The sequence below is a fragment of the uncultured Paracoccus sp. genome (genome assembly GCF_937873615.1).
Classification (GTDB): Bacteria; Pseudomonadota; Alphaproteobacteria; order Rhodobacterales; family Rhodobacteraceae; genus Paracoccus.
Window position 1 is genome coordinate 17,711 of sequence record NZ_CALMYP010000011.1, and the last position, 16,215, is coordinate 33,925.

Consider the following 16,215-nt stretch of genomic DNA (forward strand, 5'->3'; position numbering starts at 1 on the left):
CGCGTCTGCCTGCTGGCTGGTCATGGCGGCGGGCTGCGTATATAGCTGCCCCAGCCCGCAAGAACGGGCATGAAGGGCTGAGGCAGGAAGACAACATGGCCGAGACCACGACGAACACGCCCCATCGCGCGACGGCCGCGCGCCGAAATCGTCCCATGAAGGGGCAAAGGCTGACGCGGACGCTGATCTTCGGGTCCTTCCTGTTGATCGTGGTCCTGCCAACCATGATCTGGGCCTGGTATCTTTGGGAGCGGGCGCAGGATCAGTATGTCGCGACCGTCGGCTTTTCGGTCCGCAAGGAAGAAGCCGACCCGACGCTGGACCTACTGGGAGGGCTGACGCAATTGACCGGCTCGACCAGTGCCTCGGACCCGGACATCCTTTATGATTTCCTCCGCAGTCAGGACATCGTGGCCACGATAAACGACCAGCTCGATCTCGGGCGCAGGTTCTCGGGCGTTTACGACATCGATCCGGTTTTCGGCTATCACCCCGATGGTTCGCTTGAGGATCTGACCAAATACTGGCGCAAGCAGGTCCGGGTGGACTACGATTCCGCCAGCAAGCTGATCACGCTGAAGGTGATGGCATTCACGTCCCAGGACGCGCTGGAGATCGCACAAGCGGCCTTCGACGAATCGAGCCGGACCATCAACCGGCTGTCCGACATCGCCCGCGATGATGCGACCCGGTTCTCGCGGGATGAGCTGGCCAAGGCGCAGGAAAGCCTGACCGTCGCCCGCCAGGCCATGACCGCGTTCCGGATGCGCACCCAGATCGTCGACCCCGAGGCCGACCTGGAAGGCCAGATGACGGTTCTGAACACCCTGCAGACCCAGCTGGTCGAGGCGATGGTGGCGCAGGACACTTTGCGAGAGACCGCGCGCGACGATGACCCGCGTCTCAATCAGGGTCAGCGCAAGATCGACGCGCTCAAAGCGCAGATCGACGCCGAACGGGCAAAATTCGGCGAGACCGGCGAGGGGCCAAATGGCGAAAGCTATGCCGAAATGATGGCCGAATTTGAAGAACTCGCGGCCGACATGGAGTTTGCAGAGACCACTTACCGGGCGGCGCAATCTTCCTATGAGGCGGCACTTGCCGAGGGTCAGCGGCAGTCACGCTATCTCGCGGCCCATATCGAGCCGCGCCTGCCCGAGACCCCGCAGCTTCCCAATCGTCCGGGCCTGCTGCTGCGCATCTTCGCCATCCTGCTTCTGGGCTGGGCGGTGCTGCTGCTGTTCTATTACAGCGTGCGTGACCGTCGCTGATCGGCAAGGGGCGGTTTCGGCGGTCGGGTCGTCCGACCGCCGAAACCGCGAACGCCCTCAGTCGTCGTTGATGTCGGCGGCCTGAATATTGCGGTGATGGGCGCGGATCGCCTCTTCGAGGTCCTCGTAATAGGTGATCCGGCCGTTTTCCAGAACCGCACCCGCCGTACACATGCGCCGGACCAGACCCATCGAATGGCTGATGAAGACCGCGCCCGATTCCTTCATCCGCTCCTTGAACAGGGACTCGCTTTTCTCCCGGAATGCGGCATCGCCCACGGCCGACACTTCATCGACCAGATAGGTGTCGAATTTCAGCCCCATATTGATGCCGAACATCAGCCGAGAGCGCATCCCCGAGGAATAGGTCCGGATCGGCAGATAGAATTTTTCGTCCAGCTCGGCGAAATCCTCGACGAACTTTTTCAGCGAGTCGGTATCGGCACCGTAGATGCGGGCGATGAACTTGGTGTTCTGCGCCCCGCTCATGAACGGGTGCAGCGACGAGGCAAGACCGATCGGGAAGGAGATATTTCCATCCGACAGCACCCGGCCCGAATTCGGGATCAGCGAGCCGGCCATGATCTGCAGAAGCGTGGACTTCCCGGCCCCGTTGCGCCCCAGCAGCGCCACCGAGGTCTGGCTGGGAAAGACCGCGTTCAGGTCCTTGAACACCGTGTTCTTCACATGGCGGGAATAGAAGATCTTGGTGACGTTATCGAGGACGATCATTTGCGGTCCCTGATGGCATAGAAGGTCAGCAGCACCATGCACCACACGATGAAACAGCCGATCATGACCACGATCAGCGTCGGGCCGAATTGCGGGAAAACCCGTATCGTGGCCGAGTTGCCGCCGGTTACGCTGGTCAGAAAGACCTTGTTGGATTCCAACTCGCGATTGTAGTGGATGATCGACAGCTCTGCCATGCGCAGGGCAATGCCCGACAGTTCCACCTCGGTGATGAGGGGGTGATACTTGGCGATGAGGTCGCTGATCTCTCGGGGGGTGGCGACCATGCCCTCGCTCGATTCGGGGTCAGCGATATAAGAACTTATCGCAGCGATGCGGTCTTCGGCGCGGCGCGTCAAACCCTCGCTGTCACCGACCGAATCCCCGACCGTGGCAATGGTGATTTCCTCTCGTGCCAGCATGCTGCGGATAGAGGTCTTGAATTCGGCATTGAGGTCGGCCAGCAATTGCGGATCTATGGTCCGGTTCGCGATGCGGAATTCCTTCAACGCCTGCCGGTCCGCATCGTTCTTGACGATCAATTCGTCGAGCCGCTTCTGGGCCTCGTTCAAGGCAGCGGTCAGGGTCGCGGTGCGGGCAAGGTTCAGACGCCGTTCTGCCTCGTTCCGGATGGCGAGCAACAGCTTTTCCGCCGATTCCTGATCGAAGGCCGTGACCGTCACGCGAATGATCTGGTCGCGCGATCCGAGATTGACCGAGACCATGTTTTTCCAGAAAGCGTGACCACGCTCGACCGCCCCGTCGACCGGATAGCGGGTCGGCAGGAAGGGCACCAGCCGATCAGGCGGCCAGATTTCCGCAAGATCGAGCTGATCGCGGATTTCGCGATAGAAATCCTCGCTGCGGACAAGTTGGCGGACGATGGCGGTTTCCTCGGCCCCGCTGCCGGTGACGGCGCTGCGCAGGGTATCGCTGCGCGAGGTTTCGCCCAGCACACCCAGCGATTGCTCCTGCACGGTCACCGATGCCGTGACCTGCCGCAACGACCCTGAGAAATTGACCGCCAGCCAGCCGGCAAAGACAGTCGGCGCGACAACGATGATCAGGAAGGTCGCCAGCAGGAAAAGGTGGCGCGGGCGAATGCCGGCGGGAACCACTTCATCGAAGCTATAATGTGGCTCGGCCTCAATCGGCGGTGTATTGCTGAGCGGTGCGTTCATGTGTCGAGAAGCTCGCGCGCAAACAGTTTGATGCCGGCCATGCCGATGAACGCGCTGACAAGCGCGATTTCCAGCGGAAAGCGCAGATCCGTGTAGCTGCCGACATAGTCGACGTAAAACGCCTCGCGCATACGGCCCGTGATGTGGACAAGCGGGTTCCACAGCAACCATTCGCTATAAGGGCGCGGCAGGCTCTCGACCAGGATGATCACGCCTGACACCAGCAGCAAGGGCTTGCTGACGAAGTTCCACAGCATCTCCCAAAGCGGCAGCTTGGTCTTGACCGCGCAGTTCATGACCCCAAAGCCAAAGCCCATCAGCGCCGCGACGATAAAGGACTGCAGGATCTGGACGATGTGAAATGTGGTGTCGGGTTGGTAAAAATACAGGATGAAGGCCAGCACAAGCGCCGAAATTGCCGCCTGCGTGATCGTCGCCATGATGAATTTCGAGATCAGGACATCGAATACCGTGACCCGAGGATAATTCAGCAGCTGGCGCGAAGCACGGATCGAGAATTCGACCCGGCCGCACACGCTGCGGAACATGGTGAAGGGCAAAAGGCCGGTGGCATAGAAGATGGCAAAATTCTCGCCCAGTGGTGGCGTGCGGAACCCGGCCGAGAAGATATAGCTCAGCCCGATGATGCCGATGACCGGCGAAACCACGGACCACATATAGCCGCCGGCGGTGTCGCCGTTCGAGGTCGTGACCTCGCGCAGGCACAGCGCCACGATGGTCCGCATCGTCGAAAACCGGGGCAGCACGCGACCGCTGACGGTCGTCTGCACCGGGCGCAGCTCGTTGGTCGCGCCTTTCATCGCGGCAGGACCTTCCGAGCGGCCATCTGATGGCGGGTCACCGTCATGCAGCCCGGTGGAGCGATACCTCGCCTGATCTTCACGTCGTTCATCTGTCTGCCCCGTGCGTCCCCTGTTGCCAAACCGGCCCGGAGAACTCTGTTGGGTCTGCCTTCCATCAAGCCGCGATCCCGTCGCCGCCGGTCGCGGGAACTTAGTCCGCCGAAGCCCCCGCGTCGAGGGGCTGGTATCGCAGTGCATCAAAATCGTCGTGATCGCCAACATGCACGAAATCACGCGATAAGAGATTAATATTTTGCATTGCCCGCTATGGTTGTGCATCTTAGAAGATGATCCGACACTGAACCAGCGAGCCACAATGAGCCAACAATGCCCTCAGATCGGTGCCTCGCCCGCAAAGGCAGAGGTCGGGCAGACGCCAGTGCGCTTCATGATCGTGGCGCAGGCCCGCTCCGGCTCGACCCTGTTGCGAGAGGCATTGAACGACGAATCCGACATCACCTGTCATGGCGAAGTTTTCAGCCGGGTCTGGATCGACCGGCTGGTGCCACGCCCCAACACACGGCGTCCCACCCCCGATCAGATCCGGGCACAACTGCCCGTGCGAGATGCGGATCCCCTGCATTTCATGGCCGAATATGTCATGCCATTCACCGGCGCAGCCGTCGGCTTCAAGATCATTTATGACGATTTCGTCGACAACCGTTTCCTGCACCCGCTCTGCAGCTACGCCAGACTGAAACGGATGCGGATCGTTCACCTGCGCCGGTTGAACCCTGTCGCGGCCCTTGCTTCTCGCACACGGATGTCGCGCTTTGGTATCGCACATAGCGACATGGCGCAGCGCCCGGGCACAAGACCGCCACCCGAGAAAATCCTTATCAAACCCAATGAGTTGGCGCGCTACATTGAACGCCAGAAGATGCTGGCCCAACGGATCGACGCGATCTTTCCCGATGCGTTGCAGGCCCGCTACGAAACCCTGCGCGACGATTACCCGCGCATTCTCGCCCATCTGGGCCTGCCTGACGGCCGTCCCTTTCATGCGCCGCTACGAAAAATGGCACCTCGGCACATGCGCGACATCATCCAGAACTATGACGAGATCGGCCAGTACGATCAGCCGGAACAGCCGAACTGGCAATGAGGTAGACGACATGACCCTCCATGACACATTCCCCCCGCAGCAACCCATCCCGGTCTTGCGCAGACAGGTTACACTGCGCGACCGCATTCTCGTCGTGCTCGGCATGCATCGCAGCGGAACCTCCTTCCTGACCGACTGCACCGAGGTGCTGGGCTTCACCCTGCCCGGCGACCGGAACGGGCCTGCCCCTGACAACCCAAAAGGCCATTTCGAACCCCGCGCCATCGTCGACCTGAACGAATCGGCTCTGGCCCGGGCGGGGGCAAGCTGGGCCAGGATCGCGCCTCTCGACGCGGGTCCCAACCCCGACGAAATGGAGGCAGCCCTTCAGGCCAGCTTCGGAAAAGCCGCGAGGATCGTCATCAAGGACCCCCGAATGAGCCTGCTCATGCCCGCCTGGCGGCCTTTCCTTGAAACGCTGGGTCAGGTTTCGGCGGTGATCTCGCTGCGCAATCCGGCGGAGGTTGCCGCCTCGGTGGCGCGGCGCGATGCGATCTCTGCCGATCACAGCTATCTCACTTGGATCTCGCATATATTGACGGCGCTAGAGAGCACCGAGGGCCTGCCGCGGATGCTGGTCCTGTTTCCGGACTGGATCGGACGGCCCGCAGAGACGCTCAATCGCATGGCGCAGATCGCATCTGTCGACCTGCCGGATGACGCTGCCGGGGCAATCCTGGCCCGGTTCCAGCGCAGCGCCGTGCATGGCGGCCGTCAGACCGTCGCAACCGTTCCGGCAATTGACCGGCTGGCCAATGATCTCTTTGATCTGCTTGCCGATCATGCCCGCGCCGGCACGGTGCCCGCATCCCGTGAACTGGCCCCTTATCGCCGCCAGTTCGACATCGTTTCCAGCAGCGCACGCGCGACGGAAGCCCATCTGGGCGCTGAAATCTTCGGCTTGCAGGCCGACGTGGCACAGCTTCGCACCGACAACGGATCGCTGCAAACCCAGGTCGCCGAGGCGGTTGCCGAACGCCACCACGTCGTCGCGTCGCTGGAAGCGCAACGGGATCAGGCCGACGAAGACCTGAAGCAGCAAGCGCTGGAACTCGACAAGCTGCAGGCGCAGTTGAACGGTGCCAACCAGCAATTGGCCAGAGCCACGGAACAGCTCAACCATCTGACCCAACTTCTGCAGATCGAGCGTAACACCGTTCTCAAGCCGATCTATCGCCGCCTGCATCGCCGGGGCGGCAGGGTCCTTCGCAACTGCCTGCCGCAGTCAGCCTTCGACTGGCTGAAACACGCCATGCCCCATCCCGGCCAGATTCCCGGCTATCTCGCCTATGCCTCGCCCAAACAGCCATCCGGCGAGGCGCGCAACCTCATCGACGTGCCCCCCGCCGACCCCGATAAGCCCGACATCTTCATCATGTCGATCATCAACTGGGATTTTCGCACCCAAAGGCCGCAACATCTGGCAAGCGAGCTTGCCCGCACCGGCCACCGTGTCTTCTATATCGAGATGGAGGGCGATTCAGGCGGCGGCTCGGCCAGAGAGGTTGGGCCGAACCTGCATGTCCTTCGGCTCTCGGCACGCGGGATGCGTGGCGCCCAGCCCTATTCCGGCACGGTCCCACCAGCCACGATCCGGGCATGGATCGATCATTTTCACGCGCTTGTCGACCAGATCGGCACCACCCGCCGCGCCCATGTCATCGTCGAGCATCCCTATTGGTGGAACTTCGTGCGCCACCTGTCGTCGCAATACCAGATCACCTTCGATTGCATGGACGAAATTGCCGGTTTCTCGAATACGGATCAGGCGGTGCTGGAACTTGAAGAACAGATGATTGACGCCGCCGACCGGGTGGTGGTCTCGTCGCAATATCTCCATGACAAATACGCAGCCCGACGCCCGGTCAAACTGATCCGCAACGGCACCGATACCGGCCACTTCATCTGCGATGACGCGGACGAACCCAGCCTGCCCGGTTTCCTGTCCGGCAAGCTGCGCGACGGGGCGATCCGGGTCGGTTATGTCGGTGCCATAGCCGAATGGTTCGACGCCGATCTGGTCGAGACCATGGCTGCGGCCAACCCCGATTTCGACATCCATCTGTGCGGGGCGGTGACCGCCGAGGCCCCGGCGCGACTGGCCGACCTGCCAAATGTCACCATGCATGGCGAGATCGCTTATGCCGATGTGCCGGGCTTTCTGGCGGCCATGGATGTCATGACCATCCCCTTCCGGCTGCTTCCGATCATCCGCGCCTGCGATCCGGTCAAGTTCTACGAATATTCGGCCATGAAGCGCCCCACCGTTGCCACCGCCCTGCCGGAGCTTGAGCGCGCCGGCAAGCTGGTGACGCTCGCGGCCGGCGCAACCGAGTTTGCCGAAGGGATACGCGCCGCAGCCGAGGCCGGCAAAGACCCGGCGACACGGGCGGCGTTACAGGCCTATGCACTGGAAAACACCTGGTCCGATCGCGCCGCACATCTTCTGGCCGAGATGGAACGGGCACCAAAGGTCTCGGTCGTCGTACTGGCCTTTGGGCAGGCAGATCTGACGCTGGACTGTCTCGATTCGCTGTTGGGACAGGGCGAGGTCTATCCCGCACTCGATGTGCTGGTCGTCGACAATGGCTCTGCCCCCGAGGCGTTGGCGCGGCTGCGCGACCGCGCCGGCACCGATCCGCGCATCCGGCTGATCGAGAATGGCGACAATCTGGGATTCGCCGCCGGCAACAATATCGGCATCGGGGCCGCAGACGGCGATTATGTCCTGCTGCTGAACAACGACACCTATATGCCGCCGGGCGCGATTGCGGCGATGGTGCGCCATCTCGAACGCAATCCGCAGATCGGCATTGTCGGGCCGCTGACCAACAATATCGGCAATGAAGCCCGGATCGAGGTCAGCTATTCCGACATGGCCGGAATGGAGACGGTCGCCCGCGATCTGGTCACCGGCTATCGCGGCATCTGGACAGAAATTCCCGTCGCCGCCTATTTCTGCGCCATGTTCCGCAAATCCGATCTCGACCGTATCGGCGATCTGCCCATCGTCTATGGCCGCGGCATGTTCGAGGATGACGACCATTGCGCCAGCTTCCGCGCCGCCGGGCTGATCAGCGTTCTGGCCGAGGATGCCTTCGTCCATCACCGCCTTTCGGCCAGCTTCGACGCGCTGCCCTCGGACGAGCGGCAGGACCTCTTCGCCCGCAACCGCAAGATTTTCGAAGACCGCTGGGGCGCTTGGGTGCCGCATCGCTATCGCCAGACCCGACCCGCGCCCAGCCTGCCGAACGCGTCATGAGAACGGTCCTGCTGCACTATCATATCTACAAGAATTCCGGCACCTCCTTCGAGCGGGTGCTGGATGCCAGCTTCGGCCCCGCGCATGAGCGTTTCGACGGCCCCTATCCCTTCTTCACCATAGATCAGGACCAGATCGACCAGATCATCCGGCGGCGGGCCGGGGCGGTGGCCTTTTCCTCGCATCAGGTGCTGTTGCCGCAGCCCTCCGCGCTGGATTACCGGGTGATCGCGGCGACATTCCTGCGCCACCCGATCCTGCGGCTGGGGTCGATCTGGCGCTACAAGCGCAGCGCGGCGGACGGGACTGTCACAGCGGAACTCGCTGCCGCCCACGATTTCGCCGGCTGGATCGCGGCCAGTTTCGGCATCCGCACCGAGCTGACGCATATGTCGAACCCCCAGACCCGCTATTTCGCCGGGGTCTACGGGCGGCAGGCGAAGGTGCGCGAAGACCGCCACCAGTTAACCTATGACCTGACGACTGCAGAACGTAACCTCGCCAATGTCGAATTGCTGGGCCGGACCGAAGATTTCGACACCGATATCCAGCGCTTCAGGAAGATCGCGGCGGGCTATGGGCTGGACTTGACCATCCCCGAACACACGCATCTGAACGCAACCGAGACCTCCGCCGCCACGACCGAGGAGCGCGTCTTGGCGCTCATGGCGCAATTGCCCCAAAGCCTCAACGACCGGCTTTGGGACGCGAACCAACAGGACCTCGCGCTTTACGCCGAAGCCGAACGGCTTATCAAAGCAGGATGTGCGGCGGATCGGGCATGATCAGCCCGGGGAAGATCGTGCTTTCCACCTTCGAGACCGGAACCCCGAACAGCCCCGACAGCGCCACGCCCGCATAGGCACGCACATCCGCCGTCGGCATCAGGTCGCGCCCGGCATAAAGATCGCCCTCGTCCAGACCCGGCCAGTCGCCATAGACGCGGCCACCCTTGACCGCACCGCCGGCCATGACCATCAGCCCGCCGGTGCCGTGATCGGTGCCCTGAGTGCCGTTCTCGCGCGCGGTCCGACCGAATTCGGTCATCGCCATGACCACGGTATTGTCCCAGTTCCGGCCCAGATCGCGTTTCAGCACGATCAGCGCATCGGAAAGCTGCACCAAAGCGCGCTGGATGCCGCCGATCTGGTTGTGATGCGTATCCCAGCCGTTCAGGGAAAAGGCGGCGATCCGGGTCTCGGCATTCAGCCGCGCGGCGGTGAACGAGGCCAGAGCCGTGGCGATCTGCTTCTGCTCCGACACCTTCATCGCCCCTTCGCCCAGATTGGCGGTGCTGAGCGCGATGGCGGTCTCGGCCGCGCTTTCGAAGGGTGGGTCATTGTCGTAAAGCTGGCGCAGCAGGTCCTGAGCCTGGGGCGTGACATCGAAACGCGCCTCGGGTGCCCAGCTGGCATGATCGGCATCGCCGTTCAGGATCGCCATGTTCTCGATCCCGACGGCAAAGGCGGTCTGCATGGTCGCGCCGGGCAGCATCGGCAGCAGCCGGTTCAGCCAACCACTGGCGACACCGTAGGGCATCGACTGATCGCCGGTCCCGGCTTCGAGAATTTCCTGCCCGTCGAAATGGCTGCGCTTGTCGCGATAGGGGGTCGAAACCGCCTGCGCAAAGCCCAGTTCCCCCGCCGCCCACATCGGCATCAGGGGGGCCAGCGCCGGGTGAAGCGCGAAGAACCCGTCCAGATCGAGCGCCCCCTTCTGCGGCCCGACCGAGATCGTCCGGCGCAGCCCGGCCAGAAACGGATCGCCGTAGGGCTGGACCGCATCCAGCCCGTCCATCGCGCCGCGCAGCACGATGGCGACGAAGCGCCTTTCGCCGGGGGCCGAGGCGAAGCTCATCGGCGTGATCGCCGGCATGGCGGCAGCGGAACAGGCACCGCCAAGCGCAATATTCAGGAATCTGCGGCGATCCATCACCGTCACCTCCGGTTGAATTGGGGCGAGGCGATGACCAGCCCGATGGCCTCGGGCAGGGATTCGGCGCGCCGGACGATGGGCTCGACCTCGGCCGCGCGATCTTCGCCCAGGGCGGTGCGCGCGAAAGCGGTGACCGGCGGCAGGTCCTTCGCCTTCATGCTTGGCACATCCAGCGCCCAGTCGATGCGCGCAGCCAGTTGCTGCGGCGTCAGCCAGGCCTCTTCCTCCTCGGGCCAACCCTCTGGCTGCGGCGCGCCGATGATCGGCTGCCCCATCGCCGCAAGCGGTTTCATCACCATGCGCCGCAAACTGCTCAGCTTCATGTCGACCAGCGTCCGACCCTCGACATCGAGGCTGCGGAACCCGGCAACGATCAGATCCCAGGGCTGGCGGACCTTCTGCCCGAAGCTTTCGCGGGCCAGCCTGTGCCCGACCATGACTTCGTAGACAGCCGTCAGATCCCCGCCGGTATCGCGAAACCGGGTCGCCATCGCCTCGACCAGTTCCGGCGGGGGCGTATCGGCGCAGAAATGCCGGGCAAGTTTCCGGGAAATGAAATGGGCCGTCGCCGGATGAACGGCGACATCGTCGAAGAATGCGCTGATTTCATCCAGGCGCGGCGGCTCGGCACCGCCATATTCCTTGCCCAGAACCGTCTCGGCCCCCGGTTCGGTCCGCTGAGGCGCATATTTGAACGCCCCGTCCTGATCGACCATCAGCCCGGTCATCAATTCGGCCAGCTGCCGGATATCGGCCTGGCTATAGGCATCGCCGATGCCGAGCGTATGCAGTTCCAGAAGCTCGCGGGCATGGTTTTCGTTCAGGCCCAGTTTCTTGCCACGCCGGCTGGCGAAGGGCGAGCCCGGCCCGATGGAAGAGCTCTGGTCGAGATAATCCAGCATCGCCGGATGCAGCGTCGCCGCGCGCAGCAGATCGGCGAAGCGCCCAAGCTGGTGAGCACGGATCACGTCTTCCTGGAAAGCTTCGCGCAGGATGATCTTATGCGCGCCAAAGCCGCGGATGCTGAAATGGCTGGACCAGAATTGCGCCAGCCGATCGGCAAAACCGACCGGCGCCATGACCGCGCGCGCCAGCCGGGAACGGCGCAGCAGCCAGCTTGCCTGAATCATCCGCTCTCGTTGCTTCTGGTATTCGGCCTCCAATGCGGGATCGTTTTTTCGTCCCCGGCGGCCTCGCATATAGGCGGCATAAAGCGCGGTCACCTCGTCCGTCGACATGACCGGAAATTGCTGCGACCCGTCGCCCTGCCCAAGCGAATCGATCAGGGCCTCGGGCGTGGCCGGGCCATCATGACTTGGGGAAAGCCCCGACCCGAAGCGGATCAGGGCGAAATCGGCATAGTTCATCGTCTCGCGAGTCCAGCTGTGACCGGGGCCAACGTCCGGCGCGCCCCATGGTTCGCATGTTACGGCTGGCCCGTGGGATCACAATGCCGTTGGCGACCCGGCCAGCGGATGCCAGCCGGGGGCAAGGCCGTCAATGGGCGCTGTGATCCATCGCGCCATGATCCATCTTCATCTCGCCCGCGACCGTGCCGGTCCGTTCGTTGTCGAGCGGGACCACCAACTCCACTACGCCGCATTCACCGAAGTCCAGCGCCATTGGCACCTCGTCACCCTGCTGCAACGGGGTCGGGATATTCATGAGCATGATGTGGTCGCCCCCGCGCGCCAAAGCATGGCTACCGCCGGCCGCGATGGTGATGCCGCCCTCGATCGGGAGCATTTCCATCATGCCATCGGCGTTTTCGCGCGTGGTATGCAGCTCGACCTTGGGGGCGGCAGGGCTGGACGCCGCGATCAGCGTGCACTCCTGCTGGCCGTCATTCTGAATGGTCATAAAAGCCGCGCCCGATTTCGGGTTCGAGCTGCGCGCGAACTCGTCGCTGATCTTGATGCTGACATCCTGCGCAAGGGCGGCGGCAGGCAGGGAAAGGGCGGCCACGGCCGCGAGAATCACATGTTTCATCGTTTGGTTCCTGTAAGGCGATTGGGTTGGATGGGTTCAGGCAGCGCGCGACCGGGGCGGATCGCGGGCCTGCGCCATCGGCGCATCGCGCCCGGCAGGGGCGCTTTCATGCGCCTCGGCGGACAGGAACAGAAGGGATTCGGTCAGCACAGGCTGGGGCGTGACAACGGCAATCGCCGACATCAGGTTCAGCGCCATGTCCGGGCAGACCATGACATGTTCGACCGGCTCGCCCCGGTCATCGACCAGCAGGGTGACCAATTCGCCGCCGGCGCAGAACACCATTTCACCGGCGACCCGCGATTGCCCGCGCGCCGCCGCCAGACCCTGAGAGGTCAGCAGCAGAACGACAATCAGGAATGCGCGCAGCAGGGCTGTCATATCTCAAGCCCTAGCGGCTTGCCGGGCCAAGTGCCAGTGACAAAAAGGCACAGGCCCCGCCGGACCGACCGGCGGGGCCTTCAAAACTTCCAGAACAGAAGGAATCAGGCGCTCAGCGCTGCGGCACTGTCGCCGGCGGCTGCGATTTCCTTCTTGATCTTCAGCGCACGGGCCGACAGCTCGACATCCTTGGCTTTGGCCAGGAACGCATCCAGACCGCCACGGTGATCGACCGAGCGAAGCGCCGCCGCCGAGATGCGCAGCGAATAGGCGCGGCCGGTCTTTTCCGAGGTCAGCGTGACATCGTTCAGGTTCGGCAGAAAGCGGCGACGGGTCTTGTTGTTGGCGTGGCTGACATTGTTCCCGCTCATCGGGCCCTTGCCGGTAAGTTCGCAGACGCGCGACATAGCGTTATCCTCAGTTTGACGTTCGCGGGACCTGCTGTCCCAATGTGAAAAGGCGCCGCGAGGCAGCGCCCGGAAAATCTGGTTGGCGGTGGATATACCTGCACAGCCTGCGCGTCAAGTCGATTCGGCGCCCCGATAGGCAGCTTCCGCCGCGATCAGTTTCTCCTTGCGCCAGAGCCCGCCAGCATAGCCGGTCAGGGTGCCATCGGCACCGATGACGCGGTGACAGGGGATGACGATGGCAATGCCATTGGTGGCATTGGCGCGGGCCACGGCACGGGTGGCGGTGGGCTGGCCGATGGCGCGGGCCAGTTCGGTATAGCTGCGGGTCTGCCCGGCCGGAATCCGGCACAGCGCATCCCAGACCCGGCGCTGGAAATCGGTGCCGTGTGGCGCAAGCGGCAGGTTGAACCGGGCGCGGTTGCCGGCGAAGAACTCGCTCAATTGCCGCGCCGTCTCGCCGCTGACGCCGGTCCGACCCAGCCCGACACGGCCCTTCGCCGCTTTCGAGACCTTGGCCAGTTGCGGCACCAGGGCCTTGCGGTCGGTGAATTCCAGCAGATACAGCGCCTGATCGTCGGCCACCGCGATCATCCCGCCAAGCGGCGTGTCGATCCAGTCCGCGACCAGCCCACCTGCGCCGCGCATCTTCGCCGGCGGATGACCGAAAAGCCGAGCGAAAGCCTGCCGGAAGCCGCTGGCCGAATCGAAGCCCGCATCCAGTTGCGCCTCGATCACCGCATCGCCGCCGGCGACGCGACGCGCCCCCTCTCGCAGGCGGATATTGCGGGCCATCTGCAGGAAGGTCATGCCGAAATGGCGCCGGAAGGCACGGCGGATGGTCGAGGGGTCATAGCCCATTTCCTCGATATCGGTCTCGGTCCAGCGGCGGCCCGGATCGGCCTCCATGGCGGCGCGAAGGGCGGTGGCGGCGGCATCGCCCTCGGCCGTCGCGCCGATGGGGTGGCAGCGCTTGCAGGGACGGAAGCCTGCAGCCTCGGCCTCCTCGGGGCGGGCGAACCAGCGGCAATTCTCGGGCCGGGGCTTGCGGGCCGGGCAGGTCAGGCGACAGAAGATGCCGGTCGAGGTCACGCCGACATAGGCGCGCCCCTCAAAGGCCGGATCGCGGGCGTTCAGCGCGGCGTAAAGCACCGCATCATCGGGCAGATCGAACATGGTCGGTTCCTTTGTCATCTGCCCTTTCCTGCCCGAATCCCGCCCGCAATGCGGCGCGAAATCGGGCGTCTCATTCGCAAAACCCACCCTCATCACAATCGGGATAGGCGCGGCGAATTCAACCCCTGCGCCACCGCCCGGCGCTTGCCCGCCGCCTCGGGCGGCTTATGCTGGGGGAATGCGACACCTCCTCGCCCTGCTTTTGACCCTTGCGACCGGCCCGGTCTTTGCCGGATCGCTGCAATTGCTGGTCGCGCATGACGCGACATGCGGCGATTTCGCCCGCTGGCAGCGCGAGATCGGGCCGTCCTACGCCCAAACGACCGAGGGCCGCGCGGCACCGCTTCTGGACGTGGCCATGGACGGCCCCTGGCCAGACGGGCTGGCGCTTGCCAGCCGGCCACGGGCCACGCCGACCTTCATCCTGATCGACAATGGCCGCGAGATCGGCCGGATCGAGGGCTATGGCGACGCCGCCGGCTTCCGCGCCCGGCTGTCCGGCCTGTTGCGGCAGGGCGCCAGCGGCGCCCGTTGAGCCGCCGGCATATTTCATTCCCGCGCCGCATCCGCTAACAGTCCCGGGCGACAGCAAAGACAGGTCCAGCCATGCACGATATCCGCGCCATCCGCGAGAACCCGCAAGCCTTTGACGCTGCTCTTGAACGGCGTGGCGCCGCGCCCGCCTCGGCCGCGATCCTGTCGCTGGACGAAACCCGCCGCGCCCGCATCAAGGCCGCCGAGGATGCACAGGCGGAACAGAACAAGGCCTCGAAACTGGTCGGCGCCGCCAAGGCCAAGGGCGACGAGGCCGAATTCGAGCGCCTGCGCGCGCTTGTCGCCGAAACCAAGGCCGAGGTTGCCGCCATGCAGGCCGAGGCCAGCGAGCTTGACCGGCAATTGCGCGATGCCCTGCTGGCCATTCCGAACCAGCTTCTTGACCGCGTTCCGGCAGGTGCCGACGAGAACGACAATGTCGAGGTCAAGCGTTGGGGCACCCCGCGCAGCTTCGACTTCGCCCCGGTCGTGCATTACGACATCGCGGGGGTGAAGCCCGGCATGGATTTCGCTACCGCCGCCAAGCTTTCTGGCGCGCGTTTCGTGGTGCTGCAGGGCGGGGTCGCCCGCATCCACCGGGCGCTCGCGCAATACATGATCGACCTCCATGTCGACCGCCACGGGCTGACCGAGACGATCGCCCCGGTCCTTGTCCTGTCCGAGATGATGGAAGGCACCGGGCAATTGCCGAAATTCGGCGAGGACAGCTATCAGACCCGCGAAGGCTGGTGGCTGATCCCGACATCGGAAGTGACGCTGACCAATACCGTCAATGGAGAGTTGGTGGACGCAGCCAGCCTGCCGCGCCGCATGGTCGCGCATTCGCAATGCTTCCGGTCCGAGGCCGGCAGCGCCGGGCGCGACACCGCCGGAATGCTGCGCCAGCACCAGTTCGAAAAGGTCGAGATGGTCTCGATCACCGATGCCGAGGGCGGCGAGGCCGAACATGCCCGCATGACCGCACAGGCCGAGGCGGTGCTTGAAGGGCTGGGTCTGCCCTATCGGACCATGCTTCTGTGCAGCGGCGATACCGGCTTTTCGGCCCGGATCACCCATGATCTGGAAGTCTGGCTGCCCGGCCAGAACACCTATCGAGAGATCAGCAGCGTCAGCTATTGCGGCGATTTCCAGGCCCGGCGGATGAATGCCCGCTTCCGGCCCGAAGGCGGCGGCAAGCCGGAATTCGTCCACACGCTGAACGGATCGGGTCTGGCCGTCGGGCGCTGCCTGATCGCGGTTCTGGAAAACGGCCAGCAGGCCGACGGCTCGGTCGCGCTGCCCGAGGCGCTGCACCCCTATCTGGGCGGCAGGACGGTGCTCAACGCCGACGGCACGTTGAGCTGAACCGCGCGAAATGG

15 protein-coding genes are annotated in these 16,215 nt (G+C 64.0%); 6 read left to right on the plus strand and 9 right to left on the minus strand.

Going from position 1 to position 16,215, the window contains the following annotated elements:
- The first annotated feature begins 95 nt into the window (after nt 1-95).
- Entirely contained in the window at nt 96-1,271 is a 1,176-nt protein-coding gene (locus Q0330_RS02595) for a capsule biosynthesis protein (RefSeq protein ID WP_299474007.1), read from the plus strand.
- A gap of 57 nt (nt 1,272-1,328) precedes the next feature.
- Here the strand turns inward: Q0330_RS02595 and Q0330_RS02600 are convergent, their stop codons facing one another.
- Genes Q0330_RS02600 through Q0330_RS02610 form a run of 3 tightly spaced genes read right to left on the minus strand, consistent with a single transcriptional unit; the run spans nt 1,329 to nt 4,266 of the window.
- Complete coding sequence (locus tag Q0330_RS02600; protein ID WP_299474010.1) at nt 1,329-2,003, minus strand: ABC transporter ATP-binding protein; 675 nt, start codon at nt 2,001-2,003, stop codon at nt 1,329-1,331.
- Complete coding sequence (locus Q0330_RS02605; protein WP_299474013.1) at nt 2,000-3,184, minus strand: hypothetical protein; 1,185 nt, start codon at nt 3,182-3,184, stop codon at nt 2,000-2,002. The genes Q0330_RS02600 and Q0330_RS02605 overlap by 4 nt, the downstream gene beginning before the upstream one ends.
- Complete coding sequence (locus tag Q0330_RS02610) at nt 3,181-4,266, minus strand: ABC transporter permease (protein ID WP_299474016.1); 1,086 nt, start codon at nt 4,264-4,266, stop codon at nt 3,181-3,183. Before Q0330_RS02610 ends, Q0330_RS02605 begins: the two co-directional genes overlap by 4 nt.
- Before the next feature lie 97 nt (nt 4,267-4,363).
- Between Q0330_RS02610 and Q0330_RS02615 the strand changes: the two genes are divergently transcribed.
- From Q0330_RS02615 to Q0330_RS02625, 3 genes are read left to right on the plus strand one after another with little or no spacing between them, the layout of a single operon-like run.
- The gene (locus Q0330_RS02615; RefSeq protein ID WP_299474019.1) at nt 4,364-5,152 is read left to right on the plus strand and encodes a hypothetical protein; all 789 of its coding nucleotides are present in this window, start codon (nt 4,364-4,366) and stop codon (nt 5,150-5,152) included.
- Between the two features lie 10 nt (nt 5,153-5,162).
- Nucleotides 5,163-8,414 carry a glycosyltransferase gene (locus Q0330_RS02620; protein WP_299474022.1) on the plus strand — a complete coding sequence of 1,084 codons (3,252 nt, stop codon included), beginning with the start codon at nt 5,163-5,165 and terminating at the stop codon, nt 8,412-8,414.
- Complete coding sequence (locus tag Q0330_RS02625; RefSeq protein ID WP_299474025.1) at nt 8,411-9,199, plus strand: sulfotransferase family 2 domain-containing protein; 789 nt, start codon at nt 8,411-8,413, stop codon at nt 9,197-9,199. Before Q0330_RS02620 ends, Q0330_RS02625 begins: the two co-directional genes overlap by 4 nt.
- Here the strand turns inward: Q0330_RS02625 and Q0330_RS02630 are convergent.
- The 6 genes from Q0330_RS02630 to Q0330_RS02655 form a co-directional block, all read right to left on the minus strand.
- Nucleotides 9,168-10,346, minus strand: a complete 1,179-nt coding sequence (locus Q0330_RS02630) for a DUF1501 domain-containing protein (RefSeq protein ID WP_299474028.1) — start codon at nt 10,344-10,346, stop codon at nt 9,168-9,170. The two genes, Q0330_RS02625 and Q0330_RS02630, sit on opposite strands and share 32 nt — an antisense overlap.
- A 5-nt stretch (nt 10,347-10,351) precedes the next feature.
- Nucleotides 10,352-11,716, minus strand: a complete 1,365-nt coding sequence (locus Q0330_RS02635; RefSeq protein WP_299474031.1) for a DUF1800 domain-containing protein — start codon at nt 11,714-11,716, stop codon at nt 10,352-10,354.
- Between the two features lie 130 nt (nt 11,717-11,846).
- Nucleotides 11,847-12,338 (minus strand): copper chaperone PCu(A)C, encoded by a 492-nt coding sequence (locus Q0330_RS02640; protein WP_299474034.1) that lies wholly within the window; start codon nt 12,336-12,338, stop codon nt 11,847-11,849.
- Between the two features lie 36 nt (nt 12,339-12,374).
- Nucleotides 12,375-12,719, minus strand: a complete 345-nt coding sequence (locus tag Q0330_RS02645) for a hypothetical protein (protein ID WP_299474037.1) — start codon at nt 12,717-12,719, stop codon at nt 12,375-12,377.
- A gap of 104 nt (nt 12,720-12,823) precedes the next feature.
- On the minus strand, nt 12,824-13,126 hold the full coding sequence (gene rpmB, locus Q0330_RS02650; RefSeq protein ID WP_299474040.1) for a 50S ribosomal protein L28: 303 nt from the start codon (nt 13,124-13,126) through the stop codon (nt 12,824-12,826).
- A gap of 114 nt (nt 13,127-13,240) precedes the next feature.
- Nucleotides 13,241-14,320: a trifunctional transcriptional activator/DNA repair protein Ada/methylated-DNA--[protein]-cysteine S-methyltransferase gene (locus Q0330_RS02655; protein ID WP_299474043.1), complete on the minus strand. Its 1,080-nt coding sequence runs from the start codon at nt 14,318-14,320 to the stop codon at nt 13,241-13,243.
- Between the two features lie 160 nt (nt 14,321-14,480).
- On the opposite strand from Q0330_RS02655, the gene Q0330_RS02660 reads away from it, so the two are divergent.
- Nucleotides 14,481-14,837, plus strand: coding sequence for a thioredoxin family protein (locus Q0330_RS02660; protein WP_299474046.1), 357 nt, complete (start codon nt 14,481-14,483; stop codon nt 14,835-14,837).
- A 71-nt stretch (nt 14,838-14,908) separates the two neighbouring features.
- Complete coding sequence (gene serS, locus Q0330_RS02665; RefSeq protein ID WP_299474049.1) at nt 14,909-16,201, plus strand: serine--tRNA ligase; 1,293 nt, start codon at nt 14,909-14,911, stop codon at nt 16,199-16,201.
- The last annotated feature ends 14 nt before the right edge of the window (nt 16,202-16,215 follow it).